Source organism: Neobacillus rhizosphaerae, assembly GCF_050477885.1.
Classification (GTDB): domain Bacteria; phylum Bacillota; class Bacilli; order Bacillales; family Cytobacillaceae; genus Neobacillus; species Neobacillus rhizosphaerae_A.
Genome location: NZ_JBCNAC010000014.1, coordinates 1 through 18,992, shown reverse-complemented (window position 1 = coordinate 18,992; position 18,992 = coordinate 1). Strand labels below are relative to the sequence as shown.

Annotated in this window: 21 protein-coding genes; 4 read left to right on the top strand and 17 right to left on the bottom strand. The window is 37.8% G+C overall.

Annotation, left to right across the window (positions count from 1 at the left end):
* Positions 1-180: 180 nt before the first annotated feature.
* The 3 genes from ald to ABES03_RS01775 all read right to left on the bottom strand — a co-directional run bounded on the left by ald (position 181) and on the right by ABES03_RS01775 (position 2,187).
* Positions 181-1,302, bottom strand: coding sequence for an alanine dehydrogenase (gene ald / locus ABES03_RS01785; protein WP_430114636.1), 1,122 nt, complete (start codon positions 1,300-1,302; stop codon positions 181-183).
* A gap of 157 nt (positions 1,303-1,459) precedes the next feature.
* Positions 1,460-1,816: a hypothetical protein gene (locus ABES03_RS01780; protein WP_430114634.1), complete on the bottom strand. Its 357-nt coding sequence runs from the start codon at positions 1,814-1,816 to the stop codon at positions 1,460-1,462.
* Between the two features lie 182 nt (positions 1,817-1,998).
* On the bottom strand, positions 1,999-2,187 hold the full coding sequence (locus ABES03_RS01775; RefSeq protein ID WP_430114632.1) for a hypothetical protein: 189 nt from the start codon (positions 2,185-2,187) through the stop codon (positions 1,999-2,001).
* A gap of 107 nt (positions 2,188-2,294) precedes the next feature.
* Between ABES03_RS01775 and ABES03_RS01770 the strand changes: the two genes are divergently transcribed.
* Together ABES03_RS01770 and ABES03_RS01765 are read left to right on the top strand one after the other, a co-directional pair.
* A complete protein-coding gene (locus tag ABES03_RS01770; protein ID WP_430114630.1) occupies positions 2,295-2,741 on the top strand; it encodes a universal stress protein in 447 nt (148 codons plus the stop codon).
* A 130-nt stretch (positions 2,742-2,871) separates the two neighbouring features.
* Positions 2,872-3,186, top strand: a complete 315-nt coding sequence (locus ABES03_RS01765; protein ID WP_430114628.1) for a hypothetical protein — start codon at positions 2,872-2,874, stop codon at positions 3,184-3,186.
* Between the two features lie 37 nt (positions 3,187-3,223).
* On the opposite strand, the gene ABES03_RS01760 is transcribed toward ABES03_RS01765, so the two are convergent.
* The 7 genes from ABES03_RS01760 to ABES03_RS01730 all read right to left on the bottom strand — a co-directional run bounded on the left by ABES03_RS01760 (position 3,224) and on the right by ABES03_RS01730 (position 9,074).
* The gene (locus ABES03_RS01760; RefSeq protein WP_430114627.1) at positions 3,224-3,736 is read right to left on the bottom strand and encodes a MogA/MoaB family molybdenum cofactor biosynthesis protein; all 513 of its coding nucleotides are present in this window, start codon (positions 3,734-3,736) and stop codon (positions 3,224-3,226) included.
* Positions 3,733-4,575, bottom strand: coding sequence for an EcsC family protein (locus tag ABES03_RS01755; protein ID WP_430114625.1), 843 nt, complete (start codon positions 4,573-4,575; stop codon positions 3,733-3,735). Before ABES03_RS01755 ends, ABES03_RS01760 begins: the two co-directional genes overlap by 4 nt.
* Before the next feature lie 117 nt (positions 4,576-4,692).
* Entirely contained in the window at positions 4,693-5,880 is a 1,188-nt protein-coding gene (locus tag ABES03_RS01750) for an acetate kinase (protein WP_430114623.1), read from the bottom strand.
* Positions 5,881-6,121: 241 nt separating this feature from the next.
* A complete protein-coding gene (locus tag ABES03_RS01745) occupies positions 6,122-7,105 on the bottom strand; it encodes a class I SAM-dependent methyltransferase (protein ID WP_430114621.1) in 984 nt (327 codons plus the stop codon).
* A 106-nt stretch (positions 7,106-7,211) separates the two neighbouring features.
* Positions 7,212-7,712 carry a thiol peroxidase gene (gene tpx, locus ABES03_RS01740; protein WP_430114619.1) on the bottom strand — a complete coding sequence of 167 codons (501 nt, stop codon included), beginning with the start codon at positions 7,710-7,712 and terminating at the stop codon, positions 7,212-7,214.
* Between the two features lie 157 nt (positions 7,713-7,869).
* Positions 7,870-8,364, bottom strand: a complete 495-nt coding sequence (ytfJ, locus tag ABES03_RS01735) for a GerW family sporulation protein (protein WP_430114617.1) — start codon at positions 8,362-8,364, stop codon at positions 7,870-7,872.
* A 17-nt stretch (positions 8,365-8,381) separates the two neighbouring features.
* A complete protein-coding gene (locus ABES03_RS01730) occupies positions 8,382-9,074 on the bottom strand; it encodes a DUF2953 domain-containing protein (protein ID WP_430114615.1) in 693 nt (230 codons plus the stop codon).
* A gap of 278 nt (positions 9,075-9,352) precedes the next feature.
* On the opposite strand from ABES03_RS01730, the gene ABES03_RS01725 reads away from it, so the two are divergent.
* On the top strand, positions 9,353-10,156 hold the full coding sequence (locus tag ABES03_RS01725; RefSeq protein WP_430114614.1) for an NAD kinase: 804 nt from the start codon (positions 9,353-9,355) through the stop codon (positions 10,154-10,156).
* 43 nt (positions 10,157-10,199) lie between these two features.
* On the opposite strand, the gene rarD is transcribed toward ABES03_RS01725, so the two are convergent.
* From rarD to refZ, 7 genes are all read right to left on the bottom strand, one after another.
* Positions 10,200-11,132, bottom strand: a complete 933-nt coding sequence (rarD, locus tag ABES03_RS01720; RefSeq protein ID WP_430114611.1) for an EamA family transporter RarD — start codon at positions 11,130-11,132, stop codon at positions 10,200-10,202.
* Between the two features lie 164 nt (positions 11,133-11,296).
* Positions 11,297-12,883 (bottom strand): acyl-CoA synthetase MbcS, encoded by a 1,587-nt coding sequence (gene mbcS, locus ABES03_RS01715; RefSeq protein WP_430114609.1) that lies wholly within the window; start codon positions 12,881-12,883, stop codon positions 11,297-11,299.
* Positions 12,884-13,030: 147 nt separating this feature from the next.
* On the bottom strand, positions 13,031-13,234 hold the full coding sequence (locus ABES03_RS01710; RefSeq protein WP_430114608.1) for a small, acid-soluble spore protein, alpha/beta type: 204 nt from the start codon (positions 13,232-13,234) through the stop codon (positions 13,031-13,033).
* 101 nt (positions 13,235-13,335) lie between these two features.
* The gene (thiI, locus tag ABES03_RS01705) at positions 13,336-14,547 is read right to left on the bottom strand and encodes a tRNA uracil 4-sulfurtransferase ThiI (RefSeq protein WP_430114607.1); all 1,212 of its coding nucleotides are present in this window, start codon (positions 14,545-14,547) and stop codon (positions 13,336-13,338) included.
* Positions 14,548-15,690: a cysteine desulfurase family protein gene (locus ABES03_RS01700; RefSeq protein ID WP_430114605.1), complete on the bottom strand. Its 1,143-nt coding sequence runs from the start codon at positions 15,688-15,690 to the stop codon at positions 14,548-14,550.
* 123 nt (positions 15,691-15,813) lie between these two features.
* Entirely contained in the window at positions 15,814-17,502 is a 1,689-nt protein-coding gene (ezrA, locus tag ABES03_RS01695) for a septation ring formation regulator EzrA (RefSeq protein WP_430114603.1), read from the bottom strand.
* Positions 17,503-17,671: 169 nt separating this feature from the next.
* Positions 17,672-18,304 (bottom strand): forespore capture DNA-binding protein RefZ, encoded by a 633-nt coding sequence (gene refZ, locus ABES03_RS01690; RefSeq protein ID WP_430114602.1) that lies wholly within the window; start codon positions 18,302-18,304, stop codon positions 17,672-17,674.
* Between the two features lie 157 nt (positions 18,305-18,461).
* Between refZ and ABES03_RS01685 the strand changes: the two genes are divergently transcribed.
* Positions 18,462-18,944, top strand: coding sequence for a GAF domain-containing protein (locus tag ABES03_RS01685; protein WP_430114601.1), 483 nt, complete (start codon positions 18,462-18,464; stop codon positions 18,942-18,944).
* Positions 18,945-18,992: the final 48 nt, after the last annotated feature.

The following is an 18,992-nucleotide window of genomic DNA, read 5'->3' as shown; positions in this document are numbered from 1 at the left end:
CTCCTACGTGACCGGAATCCCTTCCTTTCAGCCTTTTGGGTCACGTAGACCTCTCCTACGTGACCGGTTCTCTTTTAAACTCCATTTTTGATAATGTAGAAAAAATTTCCGTAAAATCCCACCTGATTCTTACAAAAAAAGAGGCAGGCTTCTTGCCCCCCTCTTCTCCTGTCTTATAATTTACTGATTTTCTAACAATGCCTTTGTATCTGCGAATTTGAGTCCTTGCGCTTCAGCGACTGCTTCATATGTCACATAGCCGTTTAATGTGTTGATTCCTTTTAGCAATGCCTCATTATCTAAACATGCCTTACGATAGCCCTTGTTCGCAATTTGCACCGCATATGGAACAGTTACATTTGTTAATGCAATAGTTGATGTTCGCGGTACTGCTCCAGGCATATTGGCCACTGCATAGTGGACGACACCATGCTTTACATACGTTGGATTATCGTGAGTAGTTATACGATCTGTTGTTTCAAAAATACCACCTTGATCAATGGCGATATCAACAACTACACTTCCCGGCTTCATTGTCTTAATCATTTCTTCAGAAACAAGCATTGGTGCCTTTGCACCAGGAATCAAAACCGCACCAATGACTAGATCAGATTCTTTCACCGCTTCTGCAATGTTATAAGGATTAGACATTAACGTAGTCACGTCAGACCCGAAAATATCATCCAATTGACGAAGGCGATCTGGATTTAAATCAATAATAGTCACTTTTGCACCTAATCCAATTGCCATTTTAGCGGCATTGGTCCCAGCTACCCCACCGCCAATAATCGTAACCGTTCCTCTTTGTACACCAGGAACACCCGAAAGAAGAATCCCCATCCCCCCGTGAACCTTTTCAAGGAATTGGGCACCAATTTGTGCGGCCATTCTCCCTGCGACTTCACTCATTGGGGTTAATAATGGTAAGCTTCGGTTCGATAACTGAACCGTTTCGTAAGCAATTCCGACTACTTTTTTATCAATTAATGCTTTAGTCAATTCAGGTTCCGGCGCTAAATGTAAATATGTAAATAAGATTAATCCCTCTCGAAAATATTGATATTCAATTGGAAGTGGTTCTTTTACCTTCATGACCATTTCCTTGGACCATGCTTCCTCAGGGGTTTTTACTAATTGTGCACCTGCATTTATATAATCTTCATCAGAAAAGCCAGAGCCTACCCCAGCTCCATTTTCAATAAAGACCTCATGGCCAAATTTCACAAGATTGACCACTCCAGCAGGTGTCATTGCTACACGGTTTTCATTATTTTTTATCTCTTTGGGTATTCCGATTCGCATGTCCATACCTCCAATTAATATAAGCAGTAGTAAATGGTTCGAATAATCAGTGAAAGCAATTCCATTTTACCAAAAAAATCCTGTGACACCTAAACATTTTTTATTAATTGTGGAAAAGAGCTTTGCTGAGAAGCAAAGCTCTTATTATTTATTTTTATTACCAGAATGGGTAAGGGTAACCATAACCGTAGCCATAATAAGGGTAGCCATAATAAGGGTAGCCATATCCATATCCGTATGGTGCTGATAATAATGCCCCTGCAGCTAACCCACCCAAGAACGGTAACCCAAATCCACCAAAGCCCCAGCCCCATGGACGACCAAAACCAAAACCAAATCCTGGACGGCCGAAACCACCAAAGCCAAATCCCGGACGACCGAAGCCGCCAAACCCAAAGCCCGGACGGCCAAAGCCACCACCAAAATGTCCAAAACCACCAAAATGTCCGAAACCAGGGCGAATTCTTTCATCAGCTTGGTTCATCGTAGGCACTCCATAAATTTCAGTAGTCAATGTTTATTCCTCCTCAATTTATTTACTTCACACACTAAAGAATATGCATTCCTTAGATAAACTCTTGGGTAAATGCCCCTCATAAAAGGAAAATTCCTAGATATATGTCTACTAAATACCTTTTGCCACAAAGGAAAAGGCCATCCTATTAGGACAGCCCTTTCCTTCCAACATCTTAATGCCTAGCTTTCTGTGTACCCGTCAGTATCTACTGATGCAGTGGTAGCGTTAAAATCAGCTTGGTCGGCTACTGCCGCTCCTTCTCCTATAAAACCGCTATTATAGGAATTCATTATCTGTTGACTTACTTCATTCGAACCTTGTTCATCGAATTCAAATGAATATTGGTTATTTGGATCCCGTTTTTCCATCTAGCAAATCTCCCTTCATTTTAGGCTGCTACTCCATTATTGTTCGAAAAATTGCAACAGTTATTCGTTGTTAAATAATGTATAATTTAGGTAAGGAGATGATAATCATGGGACTCAAATATAAAAATATTTTAGTCGCTATTGATGGATCGAAAGAAGCAGATTGGGCCTTAAGAAAAGGTATTGAAATCGCGAAAAGAAATAATTCTGACCTACTCCTAGTTCATGTTATTGATACCCGGTCATTTGCATTAATCGAAGCCTATGATACGGTTATAGGGGAGCGAGCAGAAAAGCTTGCAAAAGACATGCTGGAAAATTATCAAAAACAAGCAATGGATGCCGGGATAGCAGAAGTCCAATATGAGATTGATTTCGGTTCCCCAAAAGTAAGAATCCCTAGAGACATTGCTAAAAAACATAATGTAGACTTAATCATTTGTGGTGCTACAGGTATGAATGTTGTAGAGAGATTCTTTATTGGAAGTGTATCTGAACATATTACAAGATATGCACCATGTGATGTACTCGTTGTCCGTACTGAGAAAAGTTAAATATTATATATAGGGCGTGCAGCTTTTGTGCACGCCCTTTTTTTACTTACTTACCAAAAAGATTTTTGGTGTGAAGGATGTTGCAATTTATAGTAGAATATAAATTATTACACAGCTTGGAGGCAGCCAAATGAAGGACCACTTTTCTTTTGATCAGCGATTAGGTATCTTTCTTCCTGACCTAACAGTAGATTGGGATCAACATAACAAAGAAACTCAACAAGATATTCTTTTTCATTGGGAACAAATACGCGGCTCCATTCCTGACCGAATTGGAAACCTCGAAGATCAAATTAATTATAAACAAGCAGAGCTTTCCGACGAAAGTGACTTCATTCGTTCATGCCAACTGAACAAAGAGATTGCAGAATTGGCCTCCATCATCAATGACCTATGGCTTTGGTATAGAGCAAACCAAACACTTTCCACAAAAGCTCACCACTAAAAAGAGGATGACACTAAACTGTCATCCTCTTTCTCTATTACAAATCTTTCTTAATTTCTCTAACCACATGCCCTAATTCAGGTAAAATTAACTTATTCATCGCTAGCTTTACCGCACCTGAAGAACCCGGGGTAGAAAAGACTGCTCTATTGTCCACTACACCAGCGATTGCTCTTGAGAGGATTGCAGCAGAACCGATATCTTCTTGATAACTCAACATCCTAAACAATTCTCCGAAGCCTACAATCTCTTTATCAAGCAAGCTTTTTACCGTTTCAATAGTGACATCCCGTTTTGCAATCCCAGTTCCACCATTAATTAGGATTGCATCTATATCTTCACGACCGCACCCTTTTAAAATTTCATCTTGAATGGGTTGTTTTTCATCCTTTACAATCACATAATCGATAATTTGATGTCCAGACTGCTCAAGCAGCTCAATCATCAGCTTACCACTTTTGTCTGTGTCCTTATTTCTTGTATCGCTGACTGTAATTATCTTACAATTGATGCTCTTGGGGGCTTCCCGTTTATGTTCCTGCGTGCTCATATTTGAAACTCCTCTTTTTCTCTTAGATAGCGGTATTGATAATATTTATGAGCTAATTCCGTTACTTTCCTCGTTAACTGATAATTTGCTCCTGCACCAATGGCCATGCTGACAAGCGGCATCCCTTGAATCATTTTTTTCCGAAACAAGGCAATAACCATTCCTTTAAATAATTGTTGCAAGGGTTGTTCAAGCCAGGTAATATCGGTAATGTCTTCAGTACCCTCATAAAAATAAGGATTTTCGTACTCTTCTAATTCATCTTTTAACATGACCCAGCCTTCTTTTTGTATTCTTGGAGGCAAAGTACCTATATGAAATACCTTTAGGGACGTCATCATTTCATAAGGAGTGTTAACTTCATATCCATAAGTCATGGCGATTAATTGGACAATCCTCAAATTAATGACAGCCATTGCTGGGATATCCATGCCTAAAAGTAGAGAACTTCCCGTACCGGCTAAACCTCCTTGAGCAAAGGAATACAGGCGATGCCTTGCAATTTGTTGTTCTGCTATGTATTGTAGTTGATTAATATCCAAGTTTTTCAAGTCTGATATATTTTCTAAATCGTTATTAAAAACCCTTCCAGAAGAAAGAATTCTTTCTTTTGCATCCATTTGAAGCTGAGAGCCTTGAATCATACCATGTAAATGAAACAGCCAGCTATCTACGAGGGAAAAAAATTGTTTCTGAACCGTTTCAGGTAAAATTGAGAAAGAACGCTCCAAATATTTTTCGTAGGTTAATTGGAAGTCATTTGGTTCGTAATTTAATAAATTCCTTTCCCATTCGCCTATTTCTTTCCATACCTTTGTTTCCCGGTCTGTAAATGGCATCGTATGAACCCTCCTCAAAAAGCTTCTCATTTTAGTATAGCATAAAGAGATATAACCATAAAAAGGCAAAAGCCATTTTTATCAGCTTTTGCCTTTTTGTAGATTTAAGTTAAAAAGTTATTGTGCTAAGCGAACAACATCACGAGCGATCATTACTTCTTCATTAGTCGGGATAATAATTACTTTCACTGGAGAGTGAGGATAGTTAATGAAAGCTTCTTCTCCTCTTACTTTGTTAAGAGCAGGATCCCAATATACACCCATAAACTCTAGACCTTTTAGGACATTTTCCCGAATGGTATCACTATTTTCACCAATACCTGCAGTAAAAATAATCGCATCTACACCATACATCCGGGACGCGTATGAACCAATATATTTGTGAATACGGTTTGCAAATACATCTAAAGCTAGCTGTGCACGCTCATTGCCTTTTTTGGCTTCAATTTCAATATCCCTTAGGTCACTTGAGAATCCAGAAACAGCTAACATACCGCTCTTCTTATTTAATACATCTAGAACTTCATCAGCAGTCTGGTTCGTTTTTTCCATTATATATGGAATTAACGCAGGGTCGATATTTCCTGAACGTGTACCCATTGTTACACCTGCAAGTGGTGTAAAGCCCATTGATGTATCGATAGATTCTCCACCTTCTATAGCTGCAATACTTGCACCATTTCCTAAATGACAAGAAATTAAACGAAGTTGTTCAACTGGGCGACCTAGTAATTCTGCTGCACGTTGTGAAACATATTTATGAGATGTTCCATGGAAGCCGTATTTACGGATACCGTATTCTTTGTAGTATTCATATGGAAGACTATAAAGGAAAGAACTTTCCGGCATTGTTTGATGGAAAGCTGTATCAAACACAGCAATCGCTGGTACATTAGGAAGAACACTTTGAAATGCACGGATTCCTGTTAAGTTTGCTGGATTATGCAGTGGAGCAAGCTCCGAAAGTTCTTCAATTTTATTTAAAACTTCATCTGTGATCAGTACAGAGTCATTAAATGCTTCTCCACCGTGTACAACACGATGACCAATTCCTTCAATTTCATCCAGTGATTGGATGATACCGAGTGTAGTTAATTTATCTAATAGCATTTTTACTGCTATTTCATGATCAGGTATATCAGTTACTTCTTGGACTTTTTCACCGTTAACTGTAATATTAAAAATTGAATCACTTAATCCTATTCTTTCAATAAGACCTTTTGTAATTACTTCTTCACTAGGCATTTCAAATAATTGAAACTTTAAGGAAGAACTCCCCGCATTGATTGCAATAATTTTTGCCATTTAGCTAACCGCTCCTTTTATATAACAACGTCGTGAATATGCAATTTTAGTTTAGTACACCTTTATTTTGCGCAAACCGACCTTGTTTATTTCCCTCAATTCCTCATTTAATCACTGAATATGGGACATTTCAAGGAATAAATTGCTTGGCAACGGTTACAGAGCAAATGTAATTATATTCAAATTTTTCTCTATTTTTAACTAAAACTAAAAAAGGCTAAAACCGGGTTTTTCACCGATTTTAGCCTTTATTTTCTTGGAACCATTTTTCTACTTGTGATAGGATTCGATCCATTTCATTCTGCTTTGACAGACTTGGTAAGTTTACGAGCAATGCCTGCTTCGGAGGCTGGACTCCCTCGCCCTTTTTTTGCAAAATAAAAATATTTTTAGCTGCATTTTTATTTTTAAACATCGTTTCAGGCAATTGCAGAAGACCCTGAATGATTACATGCTCTTTTAAAAATTCACGAAGCTGTGCAGATTGTTCACTTTCAAAAAGACCACTTGGAACAAGGAAGAACAAATATCCGCCAGGTACTGTATGTCGTACACTTTGCTCAATAAATAAGTGATGCGAATACGAGTGTCCAGTATTTGCCTTTAATTGATAATCTGTTGCCCGTACATCATTTGGATAAAATCCAACAGGTAAATCAGCTATTACAGCATCCACTGGATCAATAAATAAAGGCTCTAAGGCGTCCTGATTAAATAACTGGATAGGATGTTCCTGTAAATTTGCGTTTACATAGGCAAGTTTAATGAGGATATCATCGACATCTACTCCTATTGAGGTAATCTCTTTAGACACATGATTTAGAACAGTCGTTAGTAAATTCCCTGTTCCGACCGCCGGATCGAGAAGCCTAAACGTGGATTGTTTTACAAATCGGTCAATTAAATATCCTACAAGTAATCCAATTGAATCAGGAGTCATTTGGTGATTGGGCTGAACATTTTCTTTCATCCCTTTCAAAATAACAAGCTGATAGGCTTTACGTATATCCTCCTTGGAATACTTGTTCAAATGGATTTCTTCGTACTGCTTTTTTAACCTTTTTGTAGTTAGTTCACTTAACTCGTCCTGGAGAATCATGCCTTGGAACATGTTTTCTCCTGTTTCGGCTAATGCCTCCAGATAACTACAAGACAATTCTTCTTGTAAAACAAGTGCCGTTTCATTAAATACTGTAAATAGTTGTTCTATTGGAGAAATTTTCATCTATTCCCCTCCGTTACTAAATTTCCTTATTCATTTTATACGAGTATGTATTTTTTAAACAAGTATAAAGGCCTCGCCAAAATGCCGAGGCCTTGTTATACCTATTTTATTTTGCATTTCTAGCAGCTTCAATTGCTGCTTCATAGTTAGGATGATTCGTTGCTTCACTCACATATTCTACGTATGTCACTGTATCTGTAGAATCTACTACGAACACAGCGCGAGTTAATAGTCTTAATTCTTGAATCGCAACGCCATATGCCTCTCCGAATGAAAGATCACGGTGATCAGATAAGGTTTGAACATTTTCAATTCCTGCTGCTGCACACCAACGTTTTTGAGCAAATGGTAGGTCCACGCTTACAGTTAAGATTTTAACATTCCCTAAACCATTAGCTTCTTCATTAAAACGGCGTGTTTCCGCATCACATACACCAGTATCTAGAGAAGGTACTGCACTGATTAAACGAACCTGTCCCTTCGTATCGTCTAAAGTCACTTGTGATAAGTCATTTGCTAATACTGTGAAATTTGGAGCCTTGTCTCCTACCTTCACTTCATTCCCTAACAATGTTACTGCATTACCCTTAAAAGTTACATTTGCCATCCTTACATCCTCCTTTGTCGTGTTAAAGCAATACATGAAAAAAATGAATTTGCTTTAATATGTACAGTGTAAATATATCTTTTCAAACCCTGTTTTGCAATTATTGAGCATCAAGAAAAAAGTTAACCTTCCCTTAAGAGAAGATTAACCCATTCATTTAAAACTCAAGTTCTTGTTTATGTTGCTGTGCCTGTTGGCTCTGTTGATGATTTTGTTGTTGTTGTTTGTTCTCATCTTTCTTCGAGAACATTTGCTGAATCTTATCAACTGCTTGTGGAGCAAGCTCCAATATTTTCTCATATAAATGAGTGCTTTCATCCAGGTGAAGCATCTTAACCCCATGCGAGTTAACAATTAAAAAGGCGATTGGAGTAATGGATACACCACCCCCGCTTCCTCCACCAAACGGAAGCTTCGGCTGACCTTGACCTTGACCTTGGCCTTGACTCTGCCCCTGCCCCTGAGACTGGCCGCTGTCTAGTTTAAACTCACTACCACCAGCAGCAAACCCAAACCCCACCTTAGAAACTGTTAAAATAACACTACCATCAGGGGTTTCAACCGGATCCCCAATAATGGTATTTACATCAATCATTTCTTTTAAACTTTCCATTGCAGTTGTCATCAAACCTTGAATTGGATGGTCGGACATGGATCTTTCCTCCTATTTCAAACAGAATTAGTTTTTTCATTTGCATACTTTGCTTTGCTTTTTAAGTGCGGTAACCCGCCCCTCCAGAATTTAATCAGCTTTAATCCTGCGAGAATAGCATGCCCGATTCGGAACTGAAAAATACCTGTAAATCGTGTTTGAATGACAGCAACTTGGAAATGAGGGGTGACCGATAACTCCGGAGTTTGTTTCATGGCAAGATAATGACTGAGAAGTCCTATTATACTTCCTTTAATCGCCCATAGCCCTCCAGTTATAATACCCGTATACGCTGCATCACCTACTCCAATCATCGTATGCCATTCAAGTTTTTTAATAGATACCTTTTTAAAAAACTTCCTAACAATCAAATGCAACTTAAACACATGCTCGAGCAGCTCTTTTGTATTATTGAAACTTGTCAAAACATCACTTTTATCAATTTGGTCCACTGACACATTGTCTTTTTTCGTTTTTTCATTCCCCTTTTTCTTCTTTCTCTTAACAATAATGCTAGGGGAATTATCGTCAATCTTTATTAAGGGAACATCTATTTTGTATTTAATTAAGCCGAACCACAACCTAAACTCTATCTTCAGGTCATCATTGTCATTAAAATGGTAGTAATTAAAAAGAATCGTTAATTTAGAAAAAATAAGTAGGACGAATAAGAGCATTAGTATTAATACAATGATTAGGACCCAAACCAAACTCCTTCACCACCTTTCAGCCTATTATTATTCGCTTATCGTAAAAAAATAAACCTGCCAACTTGATATTGACAAGCCATTTATTTGCTTCCTATGTGTTGATTAACGCTCTACGTGGATAACGGTTGAATCCCCCTCTTTATTTTATCTAATGAGATGTAACTGCTTTCATATTGTCTCTAAAAAATGCTAAACTAATTTTAGACGAACCTAATTTTATCAGAGTTTAATTCTTAGTAATAAATATTTTCGCCAACATCTTACAGGAGGCACACAATATGGAATTAAGACGCAACATCTATTTTTATCATAAGCGTGATGCGGACATGCTTACGCAAGCCGCTCCACTTTTTGAATTGGCTGAGCGCTACGGTTTTACCATGGTAAATGATTATCGGAAAGCGAATATTATTGCCAGTATTGGCGATGATGGGACCTTTTTGCAAGCTGTTAGAAAAACAGGCTTTCGCGATGATTGTCTTTATATGGGAATTTCCACTAAAAATAGTTTAAGTATGTATTGTGATTTTCGAATCAGTGATACCTCAAAAATGATAGAAGCAATTACAACAAATGAACATATAGAGGTCCGTCGTTATCCAACTATTGAGGTAACTGTTGATGGCCAAGGGACGTTCCCATGTTTAAATGAGTTCAGCATACGATCTTCTATCATTAAAACACTTGTTTTGGATGTATTCGTCGACCAGCTCCATTTCGAAACCTTTCGCGGAGATGGTTTAATCGTTGCAACACCAACAGGAAGTACGGCCTATAATAAATCAGTAAATGGTTCAGTTGTCGATCCTCTATTGTCTTGTATGCAGGTAAGCGAGGTTGCGTCAGTGAATACCAATCGTTACCGGACACTCGGCGCTTCCTTTATTTTAGGAAGCGAGCGTACCCTGACACTTAAAGTCATTTCTGAAGGAAATGATCATCCAACCATGGGCATGGATAACGAAGCCTTAAGCATCCGCCATGTCGACAAAATCCAAGTGAAAATCAGCGATAAAAAGCTAAAAACATTAAAACTAAAAGACAACTCTTTCTGGGAAAAAGTAAAGAGAACCTATTTATAAGAATAAAAGGCAGACTCATTTTGTATGGAGTCTGCCTCTTATATTAAATACTTGTTCTCTTTTCACTTCGCCATTTCAAACCTTTTTCTGAAATTAGCTTTGTTTTTGAAAGCGAATAAATAGTTAACGCTGACCAAATAAACATAAATGACAAAAGCTGAACTTTCGAGAAATGCTCATTATACACAAAAACACCTAAAAGCAAAGTAAGTGTAGGTGCAATATATTGTAAAAACCCTAATAGGGACAATGGGATTTTCTGAGCTCCTTTTGCAAAATAAAGCAAAGGTACAGCGGTCGCAGCTCCTGCCCCAATTAAAAGTAAATCCGTACCCATAGTTGAAGATAAAAGAGTATTCGCACCACGACTAAATAAGAAAAGCATATAAATAGCGGCAATTGGAGCTACCACCATGGTTTCTAAAGTTAATCCCACTACTGAATCAACGTTAATCAGCTTCTTCGCTAATCCATACAAACCAAAGGATACGGCCAAGGTAATCGCAATCCAAGGAAATGCACCATGAGCTACTGTTAAGATGACAACCCCAACGGCAGCTAGCACAAAGGAGATATATTGATAGATTGTTAATTTTTCCTTTAAAACCACCATTCCTAAAAGAATACTGACTAGTGGATTAATATAATACCCTAAGCTTGCATCAATCATATGCCCACTATTCACTGCCCAGATATAGATGAACCAATTGACACTTATGAGTAACGAAGCAATCGTTAATGCATACAGCTGTTTTTTATTCTGAGCAAATCCTCTAAACGTTTGGACAAACAGTCCCCACTTTTTCGTAAAAATCAAAACTACAAGCATAAAAATAAAAGACCAAAATACTCGGTTCGCCAGTATTTCCTGTGCATTAACATCGGCTAAAAGCTTCCAATAGATGGGCAACAATCCCCAAAGTAAATAGGAAAAGCCGGCATGAATGGCTCCCTGCTGAATTTCTGTTCTTTTCATTAATTCTCGAGCCCCTATTCTTTCTAGTATCGAAATAATCTTAATTATAACTTGAAATACCTAGAATAGGGGATTATTTTGCTTACTAAATTATTCCTAATTAAATACTATTGCTCCGCCCATAAAATAAAGCAGACGGAAGTCACCGCCTGCTCTTCGTTTCATTAAACTTGTTTGGCTGAGGAAAATTCTTTTTGTCTGAGCTCAATACGACGAATTTTACCTGAAGTCGTTTTCGGAAGTTCAGTTAAATACTCGATTTTTCTAGGATATTTATATGGTGCAGTTAATGTTTTAACATGCTCCTGCAGGTTCTTTGTTAATTCTGGGTCAGCAGGATCTATATCCTCTTTTAAGACAACAAATGCTTTAACAATGAATCCCCGAATTTCATCTGGGCTGGCCACCACTGCACATTCCTTTACAAATGGGTGCTTAACTAAAGCATCCTCTACTTCGAATGGTCCAATGGTATAGCCCGAGCTTATAATAATATCATCCCCGCGTCCTTCAAACCAGAAATATCCATCTTCATCCATTTTAGCTTTATCTCCGGTTACATAATAATCCCCACGGAATTGCATAGCGGTTCTTTCAGGATCTTTATAATAATTTTTAAATAATGCTGGGGTTTCTACGTGGATAGCAATATCTCCAACCTCTCCAATGGCACAAACCTGTCCTTCTTCGTTAATGATTTCCACCCTATTACCAGGCGTTGGTTTTCCCATCGATCCCGGTTTCAATTCCATCCCTTTTGTTACACCTACAAGCAATGTGTTTTCCGTTTGACCATACCCATCACGAACTTCAACGTTAAAATGTTTTCTAAACGTATCAATAACCTCACGATTTAATGGCTCCCCAGCAGATACCGCACTTTGGAGGGTTGGTAACTGATAATCAGTTAAATTATCTACCTTCGCCATTAGGCGGTACTCAGTTGGTGTACAGCATAATACATTAACTGCATATTTTTGCAAAAGGCTTAAATACTTTTTGGGCTCAAATTTTCCGTTATAGACTAAACCCGTTGCCCCTGAACCAAGAACTGATAAAAACGGACTCCATATCCACTTTTGCCAGCCAGGACCTGCTGTTGCCCATACGGTATCCCCTTCTTCGATAGCAAGCCATTTTGGTGCAGCGGTCTTTAAATGAGCAAAAGCCCAACCGTGGGTATGAACAACCCCTTTCGGATTTCCGGTTGTACCAGAAGTATAAGATAAAAACGCCATATCATCTCTTAATGTATCAGCAAGTGGGAAATCATCATTTGCCTGTTTCATTTCTGCATCTAGGTGAATCCAGTCCTCTTCCGCTGCCCCGATTGTAAACTTTACTAGCGGCTGTGTTTCAGTTATGTTCTTAAATTGGTCTACATATGGATAATAGCTTACAACCGCCTTCACATCCCCATGTGAAATTCGGTACTGCAAATCTTTTTCCCTTAACATTTCTGAACTTGGTATTACAACCATTCCTGCTTTTAATGCAGCTAAATAGACTACGTAGGCTTCAATAAGACGCGGTACAATCACAAGAACTACATCGCCTTTGTTCAAGCCATTTGCGATAAAAACATTGCCTGCTTGGTTTACTTGCTTCAATAAATTTTCGTATGTAACTTGCCTTGTCTCCCCAGACTCACTTTCCCATTTCAATGCCACTTTGTTTGGATCTTTTGCAAAACGTTCTACTTCAGAAACAAGATTATACTTTTCAGGTGCAATCAAATCTTCCCTTTTCATCGTTCTCCCCCTTTACAAATATCCCACAAACCTTATTATACAAAATTATTAAAAAATTTAAAATTATTATTCAATCAAAAATATTTTTCACAATAAAAGAGAGCGGGATTACTCCCACTCTCTGTAGCCATCGTATTTTGTTTTGGATTAACGAGCAAATCCGCCTAATTGTTGTTCAGCCATAGCGACTAAACGCTTAGTGATTTCACCACCAACAGAACCGTTAGCACGTGAAGTAGTGTCAGCACCAAGTTGAACACCAAATTCAGTAGCAATTTCATACTTCATTTGATCAAGAGCTTGTTGTACACCAGGTACTAGCAATTGATTTGAGTTATTGTTGTTTGCCATGTGATATTCACCTCCTTGTGAGTATAGAATGTGTAGAAGTTAGGTTCTTCATTCTATCTTACAAATGGTAAATGTTCACAAAAAATTCTTAATTTGCTTTATTAGAATAACGCATTAAACTCCAGGTGTGAATCGTTATCGTCTTCAGCGGTAATGATTAGAGTCTCAATCTCCTGCACCGCTTTCTTGATATATGGTTCAAAATCAAAAAAACTTTCGTAACGCTCGACTTTTTCTCTCCTCGGCTTTGTTTTTGGAGAAGCAGGTACAAAAATCGTACAGCAATCTTCAAATGGTCGATTCGAAATTTCAAGAGTATCTATTTCTTTGGCGATTTTTATAATATCGGTTTTGTCCATCGAAATCAATGGACGTAAAATAGGGGTATTTGTTACTTCATTTATGGTATACATACTTTCTAACGTCTGACTAGCTACCTGACCAAGGCTTTCCCCCGTAATAATCGCCAATCCTTCTCGTTGCTTTCTAATTTCATCAGTAATGCGGAGCATCATTCTTCTGGTTGTTGTCATTGTATAGTTTTCGGGAACTTGTTCTCGGACGGCTTGCTGAATGTCTGTAAAAGGCACGATATGGAGCTTAAAAGAACCATAAATTCCTGCAAGCTTTCTAGACAGATCAATGACCTTTTCCTTTGATCTTTCACTTGTAAACGGAGGACTAAAAAAGTGGACAGCTTCAACTTCTAATCCCCGTTTCATCGATAAATAACCTGCAACTGGGCTATCAATCCCACCAGATAACATCAGCATTGCTTTGCCAGCTGATTTAACTGGCAGTCCACCCGCACCTTGTATGGTTTCACAAGATAAATATACTGCTTCTTGTCTAACCTCGATTCTCACATTGATATCGGGTTCTTTCACATTCACTTTGAGACCTGGAATATTCTTTAGTAGATGTGTCCCAATGACTCGATTTATCCCGTCAGTATCCAATTCAAAGGTTTTGTCAGAACGCTTAGGAGTAACCTTAAAGGTCTCTCCTACACGGTATATGGAACTTACTAGCTCCAAAGTGGCTTGTTTGATGTTCTCCACATCTCTTTCTACCTTAATCGCAGGACTAAAGGATTGAATCCCAAATATTTCCTTTAGCTTTTTCATTATTTCCCTCCCGTCTTCACCATTTAAAATGACATACATTCGGTCGCGACTTGCTTCAACTTTTATATTCGGAAAGGAGGTAAGTGCATTTACAACACTTCTTCTAAGTTTTTCTACAAATTTATGACGATTCCGCCCTTTGGTTGAGATTTCTCCATAACGTATAAGTATACGATCATAATTCATTTATTTCATAACCTTTCGTATGTGTTTAACAGCTTTTTCAATAGCCTCAACCGCTGCTTGCGCTTCTTTAGGCGTATTTTCAAAGGATAAGCTAATCCTAATTGCGCTGTCTGCCTTCTCTTCTGGCACACCCATAGCAAGTAATGTACCACTTGGTGATTTCTTCTTTGACGAACACGCACTCGTTGTCGAAACAAATATTTCTTCCTGCTCAAGGGCATGAATTAATACTTCAGATTTCAAGCCTCTTAATGATAAATTTAATATATGTGGAGCAGCATTCTCTTCAGGCGTATGAATAGTTACTTGCTCTAAGTTGGTTAACCCTGTTCTTAGCATGCTCTGGATGGTCTTCATTTTTGCTATACCTGCTTCGCTTTTCATTAAAGTCATCCGAAGTGCTTTTGCCATTGCTACAGCACCTGCCACATTTTCTGTACCGCTTCGAATAGCCCTTTCCTGATTCCCTCCCGAAAATAAAGGTGCAAGCTTGGCCCCTTCTCGAATAAAAAGAGCACCTGTCCCTTTAAGACCATGAAATTTATGAGCAGAAAAGGAACATAGATCGATTCTATTTATGTGGATAGAAAGAGGAACCTTTCCGACACCTTGGACCGCGTCAACATGAAAAAGGATGGATGGGTATTTTTTCAACATTTCGCCTACCTCTTTAATCGGTTGAATAGTACCCACTTCATTGTTAACATGCATAATTGAAATTAAGATGGTGTCCTTGCGAATAGCCTTTTCAACGTCTCCAACACTTACCCTCCCCTGATGATTGACAGGGAGGTAGGTAATATCGAATCCATCCTGTTCCAGCTGCTCCATAACTGCACGAACGGAGGCATGCTCCACACTTGTAGTAATGAGGTGGCGACCTCTTTTTTTATTTAATAATGCCGCACCTTTTATCGCTATATTATTACTTTCTGTTCCACCTGAGGTAAAATAAATTTCATTAGGTTTTACAGATAAAAGCTTTGCCACTTGCTCCCTCGCTTGAGTTAAAAGCTTCTCTGCCTGCATCCCCAATCCATGCAATGAAGAGGGATTTCCAAAATATTCACTTGAAACAGTTACATAAGATTCAAGTACTTCTTTATATGGCTTTGTCGTTGCACTATTATCTAAATAAATCATTTAAATTTCCCCTCCATATGAAGACGAACTTACAAAATAAAATCTTAACATAAAAACCGATACATTTAAAAAAATATTATACAAAAAAACCGACCTAGCAATTGCTAAATCGGTTTATCATTTCTAATCCATTTCAATTGTAGCTTTTATCTTCTTTAATGCATCTGGGTCAATTCCATCCAAAGTTGCCGCTGCCTGTTCTAAAGCTTCTTGATAATCATACTGTCTGAATGCAGTTTCTGCATCTACTAAACCTTTAGCAACTGATGGATGGTGGGTACGGTAACGATTTCCGTATTGAATTGCTTTTTCAGCCAAAGTGACATTTTCAATAAGCTCAATCGTTGAATTTACCAGTTTTTCTACTGTCAGTACTGCAATTTCTAGATACTGATTCAGAGCAGCTATATTTAGAGGCTTTTCTTCAAGCTGGTATCGGACATTATTGATACTTTCGTTTGTGTCTTCTATTAGATATTTATAATCCCCAGGCAAACCAGGAACGTTACTTTTTGAAACAAGACGAACAGTCTCTGCTACTTTCTTGGTAAGTTCCTTAATTTTTTCCCTTGCCTCCAGTTCGTCCTTTCTCAAGGCCTGAAGTTTTTGGGCAAAATCTTGCTGCCCTTCACATATCATATCCAGCTGATCTTTTAACTCAGTTAATTCTTTACTAATCGCTGATTGAGCCGTTTCATTCATCTTTAACTTTTCAACTAAAATCTCATAATGCTTATACACCGTTGTAAGTTCTTTTTCTAGATTATTTTGGATTTCTAAATCTTTATCTGATAATTGATAGCTCGCTTGAACATGGATCAGTTCATTTGAAAGATTTTTATTTTCCTCTATAGCAGTAGCAAGTTGTTCAGCAGCAACCTTATTATTTTTCATGACATAATGCTTAGCGTGTACTTCCTTCTCCAAGAGGTCAAAAAGGATATCAATTCGATCCTTTACTTCCTTGATACCCTCTTCTGCTTTGTCAATTTCGGTGGTTTCAATCAAGCGAATATTTTCAGCAATTTTCTCTTCAAGGCGTTGTATTTCAGTGGTTACATTTAAATGCTCTAAGTGATAATCCTGCTCTGTCATTTCTCTGTAGCCTTCAAGACAATCTGCTAGCTGATTGGGTAGCAGAGATTGACTTTCAATTAAAAGCTGAGGAATTAAATCCATATGGTTCTTGATTGTTCCAAGCTGACTATGAATAAGTAAAACTACTTCTCGAGCTTCAAGATAATTACCAAGCTCCGTTTTTTCATCAAATTCCTGGAACTTCTGAGCCACTTCATTTAGTTTTGCTTCTAAGTGCTTTTCAGACTTACCAAAACTGTGACGATGAGCAAGTAACATTTTTTTAGATTCTCTATAAAGTTCCTTAAGCTCCTCAATTTCTACCCTGTTCTTTTCTTCACTTCCTACTAGTTCATGTAGCTCTTCTAGTATCTTTTTAATTTGTTCCTCAGTTTCCATTAGCTTTGTGTTAATGGCCTGTTGGGCATCTTTCGCCTTGTTGAATCTGAAGCGATCAATATATTCCTCTGCATCAAAAAGCATTTCTTCTAAATCAGGAAGCTGAACTGTTACAACATCATCCCACTGACTACGCCAACGCTCAAAAAGTTCCTCGGTTTGACCAGTCATATTTAACTGTTTTACCTTTGACATTTCATCTAGAATGGGACGATTCATGATATCGATTTTCCATGCTTCCAATCGATCCATTTCTTTAAAATACTTTTTCTTTATTAAATATCCCACTACAAATAAGGCTAATAATAGGATGAAAAATCCAATGATATATTTCACAAGTAAGCCCCCTATTTCAAACAACATTGATTCTACTATGTATTCAAATCATCTATTTTAGAAAAACTCATTAAGTTCAATTCAATGCTTTTATGATACCATGTAAACGACATTTTTTGACTATTATTTTCAATTTTTTTGTAAAATAAAAAAAAAATAGCGATTACCGCTATTTTAGTGCTGCTCCCTTTTTCATTGGGATATCTGAACAAAGTGTTTTATCAATCCATAAGTGAAGATCCTTAAGATATTTTTGCTCAAAAAATGGTTCATTCGGAAATACATATAGTACTTCTCTCATATAATTGCTATTCATAAAGGGCATCATGATTAATCCCTTTAGCTGTATAATTAAGTATGGAATGGAATGTGGTCTGAATTCATGCCATTCAAAACCCCGTTCAAATATTTTTTGAAAATAATATTTCTCTTTTAAAGAATAGGTGGACATGATTTCCCTGACTACTTGGGAATCCATCGACATCTCCCTGTAGATGAAACTGGCAAGTTGGTAGTTCTCACATTGATAATGGAGCAAATCAGCTACCACACGTTTTAAACACTCTTTTGCCCCCCTTTCAATAGATGCATAGGCTGCTTCTATCTTTCGGGTGTACTGTTCAAAAAAATGCATAAAGCAATATTCTAAGAGACCTGTTTTATTTTCGAAATGATAGGCAATCGTTGCGGTATTAACATTAGCTGCATGAGCAATTTCTCTAATTGACGTTCCTGAGTACCCATTGGAATTAAATAACGTGATAGCGGCCTTAACAATTGCTTCTTTTGCATTTTTCTTCATGCATTCTCCCCCTTCAGGTATTTCCCATAATCCCCTTACCATAATGATTCTTGGTGTCACAATTGATTCCTTTAAGAAAATATCGACAAAGTATGCTCAATTTCTCTCATTTCTGATAAAATAAAATATAAATTATAAGAGAAAAAGGTGAAATACCGTGTTTAACGTCGAAATGTACACTGGAACTCGAGAAGAAAATTATGGACTTGTTAAGAAGCAATTACAGGCTCTCCTTCACGATGAGAAAAATCAAGTTGCCAATCTTAGCAATGCCTCTGCCTTATTGAACCAATTTCTAGACCGTGTTAATTGGGTAGGATTTTATCTACTAGATACGAATAACGAACTAGTGTTAGGTCCCTTCCAAGGACTCCCAGCATGCATTCGCATTCCTCTTGGCAAGGGTGTTTGCGGTACTGCTGCACTAAAAAAGGAAACTCTCCTTGTTGAAGACGTAAATCAGTTCCCTGGACATATTGCATGTGATGCTGCTTCACAATCAGAAATAGTTGTTCCACTTCTAAAAGGAGAGCAATTAATCGGCGTTTTAGATATTGATTCTCCTGAATTGAACCGTTTTGATAGGCTTGATCAACAAAAACTGGAAGAATTCGTAGAAGTTCTCGTAACTTATCTTTAAGAATAAAAGGCGGAAGCGCCTCGTCCAGCCCCGACAGGCAAATGTTCT